This window comes from Jatrophihabitans sp., from assembly GCA_036399055.1.
In the GTDB taxonomy this organism is placed as follows: Bacteria; Actinomycetota; Actinomycetes; order Mycobacteriales; family Jatrophihabitantaceae; genus Jatrophihabitans_A.
Genome location: DASWNX010000015.1, coordinates 100,869 through 114,152 on the forward strand (window position 1 = coordinate 100,869; position 13,284 = coordinate 114,152).

Consider the following 13,284-nt stretch of genomic DNA (forward strand, 5'->3'; position numbering starts at 1 on the left):
GATTCCTCCATCTCCGATGGGATGCCCGGATTGTCGCAGCTCGGGGCTAGCCTGAACAGCGGCGAGGTCTACAGGCGGGCGTTCAGCGGATGCTGTTGCCGATCTTCAGCAGCATCGCCTTGTCCAGCTGGGTGATGCCGGTGCCGTTGTAGGACTCCTGCATGATGGACCACAGGTACGCGCCGTCCCGCCAGAAGATGCCGGTGTACTGGTAGAGGGCCGGATGGCCGAGGACGGTTTCCGGGCCCGGTGCCCGATCGAAGAGGGACGCGTCGTACGGCCCGCGGCTGATGCTGAACTTGCCCTTGCTGTTGGCGTAGGTACGGCGGTAGGACTCGACCCCGGTCGCCTCGCTCCAGTGCACACCCCGGTCGGTGAAACCGGCCGGCAGGTACGTCGCCCGCGGCACGGTGCTGGCCGCCAGCACCGGATGCCGCCGCCCGTCGGCGGCATCGACGAGCTGCCGCTTGCCGAGCGGCTCGTCGAGCACGACGGCAACCGGGTAATCCCCGAGCTCCCCCCGCCCGCCTGGCTCGGTGCAGATCAGTGAGTCCGGCGCAGGCCGCTGGTCGGATTCGTAAGCGGTGGCGCTGATGACCACCCGGTCGGCGGTCTGCGAGGTGATCTCGGCCCGCAGCACCGGATAACCCTGGTCGCACCGCACCGACCCCTCCGGGAAGCGGTGGGTCACCACCACGGTCCTGCCGTCGTCCTGCAGGACCGCGCCGTTCCACGCGGCCTTGCCGAGCGGCCTGACCAGCTGGACGTCGGGGCGCGCAGGTGCGGAGTGTTCCCGGTGGTGGGCGCGCAGCAGGGTGATCAGCGGGATGACCAGCAGCAGCGCCGCCGCGACGGCCGGCCACACCCAGCGCCGCAGGCGGTGGCCGGGGTCGGAGGTGGCGACGGCAAGCATGCCCTCCAGCGGCGGGGCGGTGAAGTCCTGCTGCCAGTGCTGCCCCCGCCGGGTGAGCAGGTCGTCCAGCCGCTGGTCGTCGAAGTCGAGGGTCATCGGTAGTCCTCTCCGAGCAGGCTGCGGATCCGGCTACGCGCGTCGGACAGGGTCGACTTGACGGTGCCCTCGCTGCAGGCCATCACGGTCGCGACCTCGGCGACCGGCAGGCCGATGAAGTAGCGCAGGTTGACCGCCAACCGCTGCCGGGGTGGCAACGCGGCGACGGCCCGGTCCAGGTCCAGCTCGAGTGCCTGATCGACCGTAGGGGCCGGATGGTCGTCCTGGCCGGTGAAGGGCAGCGCGCGGATCCGGCGGTGGCTCTTGCGGGCCTGGTCGGCGGTGATCGCCAGCAGCCAGGCCCGGCTGGTACCGCGCGCGGGGTCGAACTGGGCCCGCTTGCGCCAGGCCGAGCTCAACGCCTCCTGGAGCACGTCCTCCCAGTCGGCGGTGTCGGACAACCGCCTGGCCAGGGCGGCCATCGCCGTCCAGTGCGGTCTCACCCAGTCGCCGAAGCCGGCCGGTGACGCGTCGAGGACGGTGCCCGTGGGTCGGCTCGTCGGCGCCGGGTCCGAAATGGCATACACACCCCTATCTACCCGGACGGAAGCCGATCGGTTGGGTAGGCGCGGGCAGGTTCTGCCGATCTTCCCGACGCCTCAGCCTGTGACGAACTCCGCGGCGCCGCGACAAGGACAGGAATGCTCCCTCGCGCTAGAGTTGAGCGGAACAGACTCAACTTGTTCGCCGTTGAACCGAGCAGAGAACGCGCCAGGCGCCTCCGTCCCGAACATCCAGTCGAGCAAGCACAAGAGGTAGAGACAGCTATGGACCTGACCACCCGCAGCCAGCAGGCCGTCTCCGCGGCCGTCCGGACAGCTGCCGACAAGGGCAACCCCGCCGTAGAGCCCGCCCACCTCGCGGCCGCCCTGCTCAGCGACGAGCAGGGGCTGGCGCGTCCGATGACGCAGGCGGTGGGCGTCGACCCGGCAAGGCTCACCCGGGAGATCGCCGCCCAGGTGGGCGCGCTTCCCGCGGCTGCCGGCTCGACGGTGTCGGCCCCGCAGCCGTCCCGAAACCTCTACAACGTCCTGGCCGCCGCCGAGCGGATCGCCAAGGACGCGACCGACGAGTACGTCTCCGGCGAGCACCTGCTGCTCGCCCTGGCCGAGGTGCCCTCCGAGGTGGCGACCACGCTCGCCCGGCTGGGCGCCAATCCCACCGCGCTGCGCGCGGCGCTGACCCAGGTGCGCGGCTCGACCCGGGTCACCAGTCCGGATCCCGAGGGCACCTACCAGGCGCTGGAGAAGTACGGCGTGGACCTGACCGCCGCCGCCCGCGAGGGAAAGCTCGACCCGGTGATCGGGCGTGACTCCGAGATCCGCCGGGTGATCCAGGTGCTGTCCCGGCGCACCAAGAACAACCCGGTGCTGATCGGTGAGCCCGGCGTCGGCAAGACCGCTGTCGTTGAGGGCCTGGCCCAGCGGATCGTCGCCGGTGACGTCCCCGAGTCCCTGCAGGGCAGGCGGCTGGTCTCCCTGGACCTGGGCGCGATGGTCGCCGGCGCCAAGTACCGCGGCGAGTTCGAGGAGCGGTTGAAGGCGGTGCTGACCGAGATCAAGGACTCGGCCGGCCAGATCCTGACCTTCATCGACGAGTTGCACACCGTCGTCGGGGCCGGCGCGACCGGCGAGGGCGCGATGGACGCCGGCAACATGCTCAAGCCGATGCTGGCGCGCGGCGAGCTGCACATGGTCGGCGCGACCACGCTGGACGAGTTCCGCGAGCACATCGAGAAGGACCCTGCCCTGGAGCGCCGCTTCCAGCAGGTGCTGGTCGGCGAGCCGTCCGTCGAAGACACCATCGGCATCCTGCGCGGGCTGGCCGGCCGCTACGAGGCGCACCACAAGGTGCAGATCTCCGACGGCGCCCTGGTGGCCGCGGCGACCCTGTCCGACCGTTACATCACCTCGCGGTTCCTGCCCGACAAGGCCATCGACCTCATCGACGAGGCCGCGTCCCGGCTCCGGATGGAGATCGACTCCCGGCCGGTCGAGATCGACGAGCTGCAGCGCTCGGTCGACCGGCTGAAGATGGAGGAGCTGGCGCTGTCCAAGGAGTCAGACCCCGCCTCGGTGGCCCGGCTGGAGGTGCTGCGGGCTGAGCTGGCTGATCGGACCGAGTCCCTGGAGGCGTTGAACGCCCGGTGGGAGCGTGAGAAGTCCGGGCTGAACCGGGTCGGCGAGCTGAAGGAGAAGCTGGACGAGCTGCGCACCCAGGCCGAGCGGGCCCAGCGCGAAGGCGACTTCGAGACCGCGTCCCGGCTGATGTACGGCGAGATCCCGCAGACCGAGAAGGAGCTGGCCGAGGCGGCTGCCGTCGAGCAGCCGGCTGACGTGATGGTCAAGGAAGAGGTCACCGCCGACGACATCGCCGAGGTGGTCAGCGCCTGGACCGGCATCCCGGCGGGCCGGCTGATGGAAGGTGAGACCGCCAAGCTGCTGCGGATGGAGGAGGGGCTGGCCCTGCGGGTGAAGGGCCAGAAGCAGGCCGTGCAGGCCGTCTCGGACGCGGTTCGCCGGGCCCGGGCCGGCATCAGCGACCCGAACCGGCCGACCGGCTCGTTCCTCTTCCTGGGCCCGACCGGTGTCGGAAAGACCGAGCTGGCCAAGGCGCTGGCCGCGTTCCTGTTCGACGACGAGCGGGCGATGGTCCGCATCGACATGAGCGAGTACTCCGAGAAGCACTCGGTGGCCCGGCTGGTCGGCGCCCCGCCCGGCTACGTCGGCTACGACGAGGGCGGTCAGCTGACCGAGGCGGTGCGCCGCCGGCCGTACTCGGTGGTGCTGTTCGACGAGGTCGAGAAGGCGCATTCAGACGTCTTCGACGTCCTGCTGCAGGTGCTCGATGACGGCCGGCTGACCGATGGCCAGGGGCGGACGGTGGACTTCCGCAACGTCATCCTGGTGCTGACCTCGAACCTGGGATCGCACATCCTGGTCTCGGAGCTGGACGACATGCTGAAGAAGGACGCGGTGATGGACGCCGTCCGGTCGCACTTCAAGCCGGAGTTCTTGAACCGCCTCGACGACATCGTGGTGTTCGACCCGCTGACCACCGCCGAGCTGGCCGGCATCGTCGACGTGCAGTTGGGCCTGCTGCAGAACCGGTTGGCCGGCCGCCGGCTGGTGCTGCAGGTGACCGAGGCGGCCCGGGAGTGGCTGTCGATCAACGGTTTCGACCCGATGTACGGGGCTCGACCGCTGCGCCGGTTGATCCAGACCGCGATCGGGGACCGGCTGGCTAAGGCGCTGATCGCCGGCGAGATCACCGATGGCGATCAGGTGCAGATCGACGTCACCGAGGACCGGTCGGCTCTGACCGTCTCGGCCCCGTCGGTGGCCGAGATCGTTGTCGGGTAACGGCGCCGGTCGCCAAGGACGCTTTCAGGCGAGCGCGGTCACTCGGGTTGGGCGGCGGGCAGCACGCCCAGCCACCGGGTGACGCTTGCCTGGTAGCACAGGGCCAGCATGCTGAGGCTGAGCAGCGCGAAGCCCGCCGGCGCCAGGTCGGTCACCGCGGCCTGCAACCACCAGAATGCGCACAGGGTGATAACCGTCCAGCCCGCGATGGTGATCACCAGCCGGCCTATCAGCCGACCGGTCAGCAACGAGACGCCGCCGACTGCAAGCCAGGCCCCGAGGACGAAGTTCAGCAGCGCCAGCAGCAGGTAACTGGAGTCGCTGCCCTGGTAGAACGAGCGGTCCGGCGCCCCGAACTCGTCCTGCAGGCTGACGATCGCCAGCAGCAGCAGGCCGAAGAGTCCCAGCGCCGCGCCGAGGCCGATCGCGATGATGCCGGCCATGACCGCCGGCACGGGAGTGCGGTTGCCGGCCGGCAGCTGGCCGTGATCGGGCGTAGAACCCCAACGGGGCGTGGCCTGGGCCACCGGACGGGGCTCGCTGGACGCCCCGCCGGCCTGGGGCGAGGCGGGCGGGCCGGCCGCCTGGCCTGGACGCCCCGCCTGAGCGCTATACGGGTCGGTCAGCGCGCCCCGGTAGGGGTCAGGCGGCCGGGTGGTGGCCAGCTCGCGGGCGTCACGGCGCGCTCTCTTACCTTCAGCCGCCATCATGATGTCAACGCTAGTCGCCGTTCTTGGCGCTGCGGGTGCCCGGCCGGCTGGTTTGGCGATAGGTTTTGCGGGCAGCAGCCGATGGGCACGTCGATGACTCAGCGGACTTGTTCGGCGTAGCCGACACTAAGCAAGGGGAAAGCCATGACGCAGTGGGGCACCGGCCCGAACGGGGAATCAGGCGACGAACAGCCGGCTCAACCCGACCCGTGGGCGAAGCCGTCCGGCGCTCAGCAGCCGGCACAACCTGACCCGTGGGCGCAGCCGCCCGGCGGGTCTCAGCAGCCGGCTCAACCCGACCCGTGGGCGCAGCCGCCCGGCGGCGGTCAGCAGCAGCCCGGTTACGGCCAGCAGCCCGGTTACGGCCAGCCGCAGCCGGGGCAGACCGATCCGTGGGCGCAGCCGCCCGGCAATCAGCCGCCCGGTTACGGCCAGCCGCAGGGTTACGGCCAGCCGCCCGCCTACGGCCAGCCGCAGGGCTACTACCCGCCAGCACCTGGTTACAACCAGCCTGGCGCGATGGCAGGCACAGGCGCGGTGGCCAGCATGGGCACCCGATTCGGCGCCTTCGTCATCGACATCGTCATCCTGGCGATCATCAACTTCATCGTCGGCGCCGTGTTCGCCTCGGCCGGCGGCAACGACGGTGTGAGCTCCCTGCTGCAGCTGATCATCGCCTTCGGATACTTCGGCTACCTGATCGGCGTCAACCAGCAGACGCTCGGCATGCGGCTGCTCAACATCCGGGTCGTCGACGCCACCACCGGTGGCCCGATCGGCATCGGCCGGGGACTGCTGCGCTACCTGGTGCAGATCCTCACCGGCATGCTGTGCCTGGTGGGTTACTTCTCCCCGTTCTTCGACAAGACCAAGCGATACCAGGGCTGGCACGACAAGGCCGCCGGCGATTTCGTCGTCCGGGCCGGCTAGCTCCCGCTGGTCCGATGATCGCCGCGCGTCTCGGGCACAGGGCTGCTCCCGTCCTCATGGCGGGGGCGGCCCTGGCTGCCGGCGCGGCGCTGTGGTTCGTCGATCCGAGCACCCGGGGGATCCCGCTGTGCCCGCTGCACGCGATGACCGGCCTGTGGTGCCCGTTCTGCGGCAGCACCCGAGCCAGCCACGCGCTGATCCACGCCGAGCTGGCCAACGCCTTGCGCTACAACGCGTTGTTCGTGGCAGCGCTGCCGCTGCTGGCGCCGCTCTGGTGGCGACGGTTGCGCTCACCCGATCCGCGCCCGGCTGCCCGTCCGCTGCCTCGTCCGGTGTTCTGGGCGGGAATCGCCCTGGTGTTGGCGTTCGGCGTGGTGCGCAACCTGGGCGTGGGCCGCTGGCTGGCGCCGCCGTCCTGAGCCGCCGGTAGGCTCGTCGGGATGACAGCGAACACCGCCCCAGAATCTGACTCCGGCGTTGGCCGGCCGGCCCGGCCGCGAAGCGTCGACCTGGCGCTGGGCGCGATCCTGCTGCGCTGCCTGCTGGCGCTGGCCGCGGCGTTCGCGTTGTACGGCGCCAAGGACGAGGTTCGGGCCAACGCCGCGCAGTTGCACCCGGAATGGTCGCCGGCCACGCTGGCCGAGCGGGTCGACGGCGAGTTGCGCTCGAACGTGTGGTTGACCCTCATCTACATCGGCCTGGTGCTGCTGATCGCCAAGTTCATCCGGGACGGCCGTAACTGGGCACGCTGGCTCTATGCCTTCGTCGCGTTCCTGGTAGCCGGCGACGTGCTGCGGGTGAGCGGGTTCTTCACCGGCGACAACCTGCTCTTCCGGCTGCTGTCCGGATTCACTGGCGTGGCGGCCATTGTGGCGATCGTGTTCCTGTTCTCCCCGGCCAGCAGCGCCTACTTTCGACGGACGGCAGGCTCGGGCACGGGTTCGCCGTTCCGGACGCTGTTCGGCGGTCGGGCGGCGGCAACCGCCGCCGCCGGTAACGACGTCAGCCGGCCGGGTGGCAACCAGGCCGGGACGCCCGCGGCGGAGCCGGTGTCGCTGACCAAGTCAGGAGCCAAGCGGTCTCCCAGCCGGCGTCCGAACGGCTCCAAACGGCCGGCGCCGCGGGCCAAGTCCCGCAAGCAGGCCGCTGAATGACCGCCTCGGCGCAGCCGTTGCACGGCTATGCCCTGGTCACCGGCGCCACCGCCGGGCTGGGCGCGTCCTTCGCCCGCCAGTTCGCCGCCGAGGGCCGCGACCTGGTGCTGGTGGCGCGGACGGCGCAGCGGCTGGAGAGCATGGCCGCCGATCTGCGGGACCGGTTCTCGGTGCAGGTCGAGGTGCTGCCCGCGGACCTGAGCACCCCTGAGGGCTGCGCGGCAGTGGCGGCACGGGTCGCTGAGACCGAGCGGCCGGTCGACACCCTGGTCAACAACGCCGGCATCGGCCTCTACCGCTCCTTCGGCGAGGCGCCGCTGGCCGACGAGCAGCGGTTGCTGGACCTCAATGTCGGCTCGGTGCTGACGCTCACCCACGCCGCGGTCGGCGCGATGACAGCCCGTGGCCGGGGTGAGATCATCAACGTCTCCTCGGTCGCCGGCTTCGTCCCACGAGGCGCCTCGGCCACCTATGCCGCGGGCAAGGCGTGGGTCACCTCGTTCAGTGAAGGCATCTCGCTGCTGCTGTCGGGCACCGGCGTCCGCATCACCGCGATCTGCCCCGGCTTCACCCACACCGAGTTCCACGCCCGGGCCAAGGCCGACATGAGCGGCACGCCGTCCTGGATGTGGCTCGACGCCGACCGGGTGGTCGCCGAGGGCCTTGCCGACGCGCGCGCAGGCGTCGTGATCAGCGTGCCCAGCAAGCGGTACAAGGCCCTGCTGATGCTCGTCAGGGTGCTGCCCCGCTCCGTCGTCCGCTGGGTGGTGAGCCGTCGATAGGGTAGGCCGCATGAGCGAGCATCGCAGCGAGGGACGAGCGAGGAGCGCAGCGAGTTCAGCGATGAGCGCTCGCGCGAAGAGCGGGCAGCTCATGAGCGAGCATCGCAGCGAGGGACGAGCGAGGAGCGCAGCGAGTTCAGCGATGAGCGCTCGCGCCAAGAGCGGGCAGCTCATGAGCCAGGCGGGGACATGAGCGATCGCGACGAGTTGCAGGCCCTGATCAAGGAGCTTGCCGTGGTGCACGGCCAGGTGACCCTGTCATCAGGGCAGCAGGCCGACTACTACATAGACCTTCGCCGGATCACCCTGCACCGCCGGGCCGCGCCGCTGGTCGGGCGGGTGTTGCGCGAGCTCACCGCGGACTGGGCCTACGAGGCGGCAGGCGGGCTGACCCTGGGCGCTGACCCGGTCGGAGCCGCGATCATGCACGCCAGCCAGGGCGCTGTGGACGCCTTCGTGGTGCGCAAGGCCGAGAAGCGCCATGGCATGCAGCAACGGGTCGAAGGGCCGTCGGTGGCCGGCCGCCGGGTGCTGGTGGTGGAGGACGTCTCCACCACCGGTTCGAGCCCGCTGACGGCGGTCCAGGCGCTGCGCGAGGCCGGCGCCGATGTGGTGGGGGTGGCGCTGATCGTCGACCGGGGCGCCGGCCCGGCGATCGAGGCGGCTGGTCTGCGATGCCGCGCGGCGTACTCACTGGCCGACCTGGGCCTGGCTTAGAGAGGCTGGGCGTTGCCAGCCGAGACCGGCGCGCACGAGTCCGAATCCGCGCCCGCGGACGCCACCCCCGACCTGGCAGTCGGCGTCGGGCCGCATCCGCGTCCCTGGCCGGTTGGAGCGCACTATGACCGGCTGCTGCTCGAGCAGGGCGATCACCGCAACGTCAGCGACCGTTACCGCTACTGGAGCGTCCCGGCGATCGTCGCCGACCTCGACACCCGCCGGCACGAGTTCGCGGTGGCGATCGAGAACTGGCAGCACGATGCCAACATCGGCACCGTCGTCCGCACGGCGAACGCCTTTCTGGCCCGCGAGGTGCTGATCGTCGGGCGCAAGCGCTGGAACCGGCGCGGCGCGATGGTGACCGATCGCTACCAGCACCTGCGGCACCTGCCGACGATCGAGGACCTGACGTGCTGGGCGGCCGAGAACGACTACTCGATCGTGGCCGTCGACAACACCCCGGGCGCTGCTCCGATCGAGACGGCTGAGCTGCCCCGCAACGCGTTGTTCCTGTTCGGTCAGGAGGGTCCGGGTCTCACTGCGCAAGCGCAGGCCAGCGCCACGATGACGCTGTCGATCGCCCAGTTCGGCTCGACCCGGTCGATCAACGCCGGGGTCGCGGCCGGCATCGCGATGCACGCCTGGATCCGGCAGCACGCCGCCATCGACGCCGGCTGAGGCGGCACGCCGCCACCGGGGCCGGCTGGGGCGGACCTGTGCCGCCGGAGCGGTGATCGTGGGATCGTTCTGGCATGCCTCTTCAGTTGCAAGGCCTGCGCACCGTGATCTACCCCGTCGCCGACCTGGCAGCCGCCACGCTCTGGTGGAGCACCCTGCTCGGTTATGAGCCGTACTTCAACCAGCCGTTCTACGTCGGCTTCGAGGTAGCCGGCTACGAGCTCGGGCTGCTGCCCGAGGCCAGCCCCGCCGACGGCGCGCTGACCTACTGGGGTGTGGAGTCGGTGCAGGAGGCGATGGACGCCGCGATCGCGGTAGGCGCCGTGGAGCACGTCGCGGCGACCGAGGTAGGCGAGGGCATCGTCACCGGCTCGGTGCTGACGGCGACCGGCAACGTCGTGGGGTTCATCCGCAACCCGAACTTCAGGTTGCCCGGCTGATCAATCCTGGCATCAATAGCTGACTGGCGGTCAAGCGGCCGGTGATGTGTGCAGGAGCTGGTCAACCCGGTCTGCGACCGCGCGCAACCATGCACCGTAAGTTTCCCAGCCAGCGGTAGTGGCCGCGTAACCCAGGCCCAGCCTGTCTAAGCGCCTTTCCAGCTCTTGGTCGGAGCCGGCTTCGGCAACTGCCAAGTCGATGTCCGCGCGCAGGGCCGGCGCGTCATCGGGTTCCTCACGCACAAAAGCTTCGACGGCCTTCCATGGGTCGCCGTACTCGAGGTACCAATCTTCGTTGAGGTAGCAGCCCAACAGCTGGTTCAACGATTCCAGATTGCTCATTCGGTCACCATCGCAGTATGTATGTAGAAGCCCATGTTCAGGGTGTCCGCTCTCCGCAGAATAACTCTGATCCCGCTTGCTTCAGCGCCAACCGCGGACTTGGGAAGGACCAGTGTGCCCAGCGGTTCGCTATATCTGCCTTCTAACTTGAGGTATGCACGCCTTCCTGAAAGCCAGCGATTGATCGCTGCCTGATTCGCCCCCAGCAGTCCGGAGACCGCGTTCTCCGCCGCCTGTCGGTCGTAAAAGGTAGACGCGCCTTTGATGTGCGGCTCGGTGGCGAGTCGGGTGCGAAGGAACGTCTCGGACTTGCCGACGTGCTTGCGCAGAGTGTGTCCGCCGGCGACTTCGTGAGCCATCAACCCGCCGCCCGGCACCAGGTGGACCACATCGTCAGCTGCCCGCAGGGCGCGAAAGGCGTTTCCGCCGAGCGGGACGGCCGCAGCCAGCGACAGGCCCAGGCTGGCGTTGCTGACGGATTCGCCCTGGGCTCGACGGGTGCTGTCCACCGCCAGCTGGGCCACGGCCAGCACCGTGGCGGCGGCCAGGCAGGCCGCCCCGGCCGGCGGGCAGATGAACAGCAGGCCCAGGCCCAGCACCGACAACCCGACATTGAGCTCGCCGAGGCAGGCCGAGACATCGCGCAGGGACGGGTGCCGCACTGCCTGCTCGAACGGGCTCAGCGCCACCGCCGCGACATGGCCCAGCTGATGGGCTAACGCCCGGAACCCGTGCCGGTCTCGAGCGGGATCCTCGCCCGAAACACGCAGCAAGGCCCCTAGGCAGCGGTCCAGCGCGTCGGCCCACCGGTCATAGCTGGCTTTGAACGCGCGGGCGACGGGCAGCAGGTCAGCACCCGGGTCGTGCCCGGTGCCCGGCTGCCCGCCGGGCGTCGCGGCCATCGGTTGCGATGAGGCGTAGTGCTGCCGGCTGGCCAGCTCGGCGCAGCCTTGCCGCAACTGGCGGTGGGCGGCCCTGAGCGGGGCGGCGGTCTCGTCCAGGGCGACGGCATAGCTGATCAGGGCCTGGGCGAAGTCGCTGTAGCAGTCCGCGGTGGCTGTCAGCTGGGGCGCGTGCGACCGGAGCTGCTCGGACAACGCTCGGTGCGCCGGACCGCGCCACAAGCTGGACTCGGCGCTGGACAGCAGCACGTCGGCGCCATGACGAAGCTCAGCGGCGAAGGCGTCGGCCCGGCGGGCGGCTGTCCGAAGCTGCGCCGGATCACCGGCGGGCACCCGGTGCGCCAAGCAGAGCTGCGCCGCGGGCAGGCCCGCACCCGGCAACTCGAACCGGTCAAGCGCCATTGCTGTGCCCGGAGATCGTTCGCATGGCGTGGGACGTTAAGCAATCGCGGCTGAACGGCGCGGAAGTTATCCACAGCACGCGCTCATTGCGGTAGGCGAAGCCTGAGCCGCCGCAGCCTGAGCCGCCGCAGCCTGAGCCGCGCAGCCTGAGCCGCTGGCTCAGGCCACCGCGGCAGCGGCAGTCCGGCCGGCGACCCGGCCGGAGAAGATGCAGCCGCCGAGGAAACTGCCTTCCAGCGACCGGTAGCCGTGCATGCCGCCACCGCCGAAGCCGCTGGCCTCGCCCGCGGCGTAGACCCCGGCCAGCGGCTGACCGCCCGGTGCGAGCACCCGGCCGTCCAGGTCGGTCTCCAGCCCGCCGAGCGTCTTGCGGGTGAGCACGTTCAGCCGGACGGCGATCAGCGGCCCGGCCGCCGGATCGAGCAACCGGTGCGGCTTGGCGACCCGGATGAGCCGGTCGCCGATGTAGCTGCGGGCCCCTCGGATAGCGGTGATCTGCAGGTCCTTGGTGAAGCGGTTGTCGATCTCGCGGTCGCGCGCCTCGACCTGCCGCTGCACGTCGGCAAGGTCGAGCAGATCCTCACCGGTCAGGGTGTTCATGCCCGCGACCAGCTCGCGCAGCGTCACGGCGCTGACGAAGTCCACGCCGTGTCGCTGGAACGCCGCCACCGGCGCCGGCGCCCCGCCCCGCCCCCGGCTGAGCACCTGGCGCACCGACTTGCCGGTCAGATCCGGGTTCTGCTCCGATCCGGAAAGGGTGAACTCCTTGTCGATGATCCGCTGGGTGAGCACGAACCAGCTGTAGTCATAGCCGGTCTTCATCAGGTGGGTCAGCGTCCCCAGGGTGTCGAAGCCTGGGAACAGCGGCACCGGCAGCCGCTGGCCCCGGGCGTCGAGCCAGAGCGAGGAGGGCCCGGGCAGGATCCTGATCCCGTGGTCGGCCCAGATCGGGTCCCAGTTCTGCAGGCCCTCGGTGTAGTGCCACATCCGGTCGGGGTTGATGACGCTGCCCCCGGCGGCTTCGGTGATGCCCAGCATCCGGCCGTCCACGTGGGCGGGCACGCCGGACACCATCCGGGCGGGCGCCGGGCCCAGCCGGGCCGGCCAGTTGCGGCGCACCAGCTCGTGGTCTCCGCCGATGCCGCCGGAGGTCACGATCACTGCTTGGGCGCGCAGCTCGAACTCGCCGGCCGCGGCGCGTGAGCTGGGCCGGCCGCGCTCCACCGCGCTGGGCTCGAGCACCGCGCCCCGGACGCCGTCGACCGTCCCGCCGGTGCTGGTGAGACCGTCCACGCGGTGCCGGAACTTGATGGTCACCAGGCCATCGGCCTCGGCCCGGCGCACCCGCCGCTGAAACGGCGCCAGCACGCCCGGCCCGGTGCCCCAGGTGACGTGAAAGCGCGGCACCGAGTTGCCGTGCCCGGTGGCGAGGTAGCCGCCACGCTCGGCCCAGCCGACCACCGGAAAGAACCGCATGCCCTGGGAGTGCAGCCAGGCCCGCTTCTCCCCGGCAGCGAAGTCGACGTAGGCCTCGGCCCAGCGACGTGGCCAGTGGTCCTCGGGCCGGTCGAAGCCGGCCGTGCCGAGCCAGTCCTGCAGAGCCAGCTCGCGCGAGTCGCGGATGCGCAGCCGGCGCTGCTCGGGTGTGTCCACCAGGAACAGCCCGCCGAAGGACCAGAACGCCTGGCCGCCCAGGGACTGCTCAGGCTCCTGGTCGAGCAGGATCACCCGCCGGCCGGCGTCGGCGAGCTCGGCAGTGGCGACCAGGCCGGCCAGGCCCGCCCCGATGACAATCACGTCCGCGTCGGTCATCGGCACAGGCTATCGGCTGGATAGCCGGGCGGGGCTTGCGC

Annotated in this window: 14 protein-coding genes; 8 read left to right on the top strand and 6 right to left on the bottom strand. The window is 70.6% G+C overall.

Annotation, left to right across the window (positions count from 1 at the left end; all coding sequences use genetic code 11):
- Positions 1-82: 82 nt before the first annotated feature.
- Complete coding sequence (locus VGB75_04935) at positions 83-1,009, bottom strand: hypothetical protein (GenBank protein ID HEY0166369.1); 927 nt, start codon at positions 1,007-1,009, stop codon at positions 83-85.
- Positions 1,006-1,536, bottom strand: coding sequence for an RNA polymerase sigma factor (locus VGB75_04940; protein HEY0166370.1), 531 nt, complete (start codon positions 1,534-1,536; stop codon positions 1,006-1,008). The genes VGB75_04935 and VGB75_04940 overlap by 4 nt, the downstream gene beginning before the upstream one ends.
- Before the next feature lie 240 nt (positions 1,537-1,776).
- On the opposite strand from VGB75_04940, the gene clpB reads away from it, so the two are divergent.
- Entirely contained in the window at positions 1,777-4,371 is a 2,595-nt protein-coding gene (clpB, locus tag VGB75_04945; GenBank protein HEY0166371.1) for an ATP-dependent chaperone ClpB, read from the top strand.
- 38 nt (positions 4,372-4,409) lie between these two features.
- Here clpB and VGB75_04950 read toward each other — a convergent pair whose 3' ends face one another.
- Positions 4,410-5,081 (bottom strand): hypothetical protein, encoded by a 672-nt coding sequence (locus tag VGB75_04950; GenBank protein HEY0166372.1) that lies wholly within the window; start codon positions 5,079-5,081, stop codon positions 4,410-4,412.
- Between the two features lie 144 nt (positions 5,082-5,225).
- Between VGB75_04950 and VGB75_04955 the strand changes: the two genes are divergently transcribed.
- From VGB75_04955 to VGB75_04985, 7 genes are all read left to right on the top strand, one after another.
- On the top strand, positions 5,226-6,011 hold the full coding sequence (locus tag VGB75_04955) for an RDD family protein (GenBank protein HEY0166373.1): 786 nt from the start codon (positions 5,226-5,228) through the stop codon (positions 6,009-6,011).
- A 14-nt stretch (positions 6,012-6,025) separates the two neighbouring features.
- A complete protein-coding gene (locus tag VGB75_04960) occupies positions 6,026-6,430 on the top strand; it encodes a DUF2752 domain-containing protein (protein ID HEY0166374.1) in 405 nt (134 codons plus the stop codon).
- A gap of 21 nt (positions 6,431-6,451) precedes the next feature.
- Positions 6,452-7,165 carry a hypothetical protein gene (locus VGB75_04965; protein HEY0166375.1) on the top strand — a complete coding sequence of 238 codons (714 nt, stop codon included), beginning with the start codon at positions 6,452-6,454 and terminating at the stop codon, positions 7,163-7,165.
- A complete protein-coding gene (locus VGB75_04970) occupies positions 7,162-7,947 on the top strand; it encodes an SDR family oxidoreductase (GenBank protein HEY0166376.1) in 786 nt (261 codons plus the stop codon). Before VGB75_04965 ends, VGB75_04970 begins: the two co-directional genes overlap by 4 nt.
- Positions 7,948-8,136: 189 nt before the next feature.
- Positions 8,137-8,664, top strand: coding sequence for an orotate phosphoribosyltransferase (locus VGB75_04975; protein HEY0166377.1), 528 nt, complete (start codon positions 8,137-8,139; stop codon positions 8,662-8,664).
- Positions 8,665-8,676: 12 nt separating this feature from the next.
- A complete protein-coding gene (locus tag VGB75_04980) occupies positions 8,677-9,345 on the top strand; it encodes an RNA methyltransferase (protein ID HEY0166378.1) in 669 nt (222 codons plus the stop codon).
- A 74-nt stretch (positions 9,346-9,419) separates the two neighbouring features.
- The gene (locus VGB75_04985) at positions 9,420-9,785 is read left to right on the top strand and encodes a hypothetical protein (protein HEY0166379.1); all 366 of its coding nucleotides are present in this window, start codon (positions 9,420-9,422) and stop codon (positions 9,783-9,785) included.
- A 30-nt stretch (positions 9,786-9,815) separates the two neighbouring features.
- On the opposite strand, the gene VGB75_04990 is transcribed toward VGB75_04985, so the two are convergent.
- The 3 genes from VGB75_04990 to VGB75_05000 form a co-directional block, all read right to left on the bottom strand.
- The gene (locus tag VGB75_04990; protein ID HEY0166380.1) at positions 9,816-10,127 is read right to left on the bottom strand and encodes a contact-dependent growth inhibition system immunity protein; all 312 of its coding nucleotides are present in this window, start codon (positions 10,125-10,127) and stop codon (positions 9,816-9,818) included.
- Entirely contained in the window at positions 10,124-11,431 is a 1,308-nt protein-coding gene (locus VGB75_04995; protein HEY0166381.1) for an RNase A-like domain-containing protein, read from the bottom strand. The genes VGB75_04990 and VGB75_04995 overlap by 4 nt, the downstream gene beginning before the upstream one ends.
- A 159-nt stretch (positions 11,432-11,590) precedes the next feature.
- Complete coding sequence (locus VGB75_05000; GenBank protein ID HEY0166382.1) at positions 11,591-13,243, bottom strand: FAD-binding dehydrogenase; 1,653 nt, start codon at positions 13,241-13,243, stop codon at positions 11,591-11,593.
- Positions 13,244-13,284: the final 41 nt, after the last annotated feature.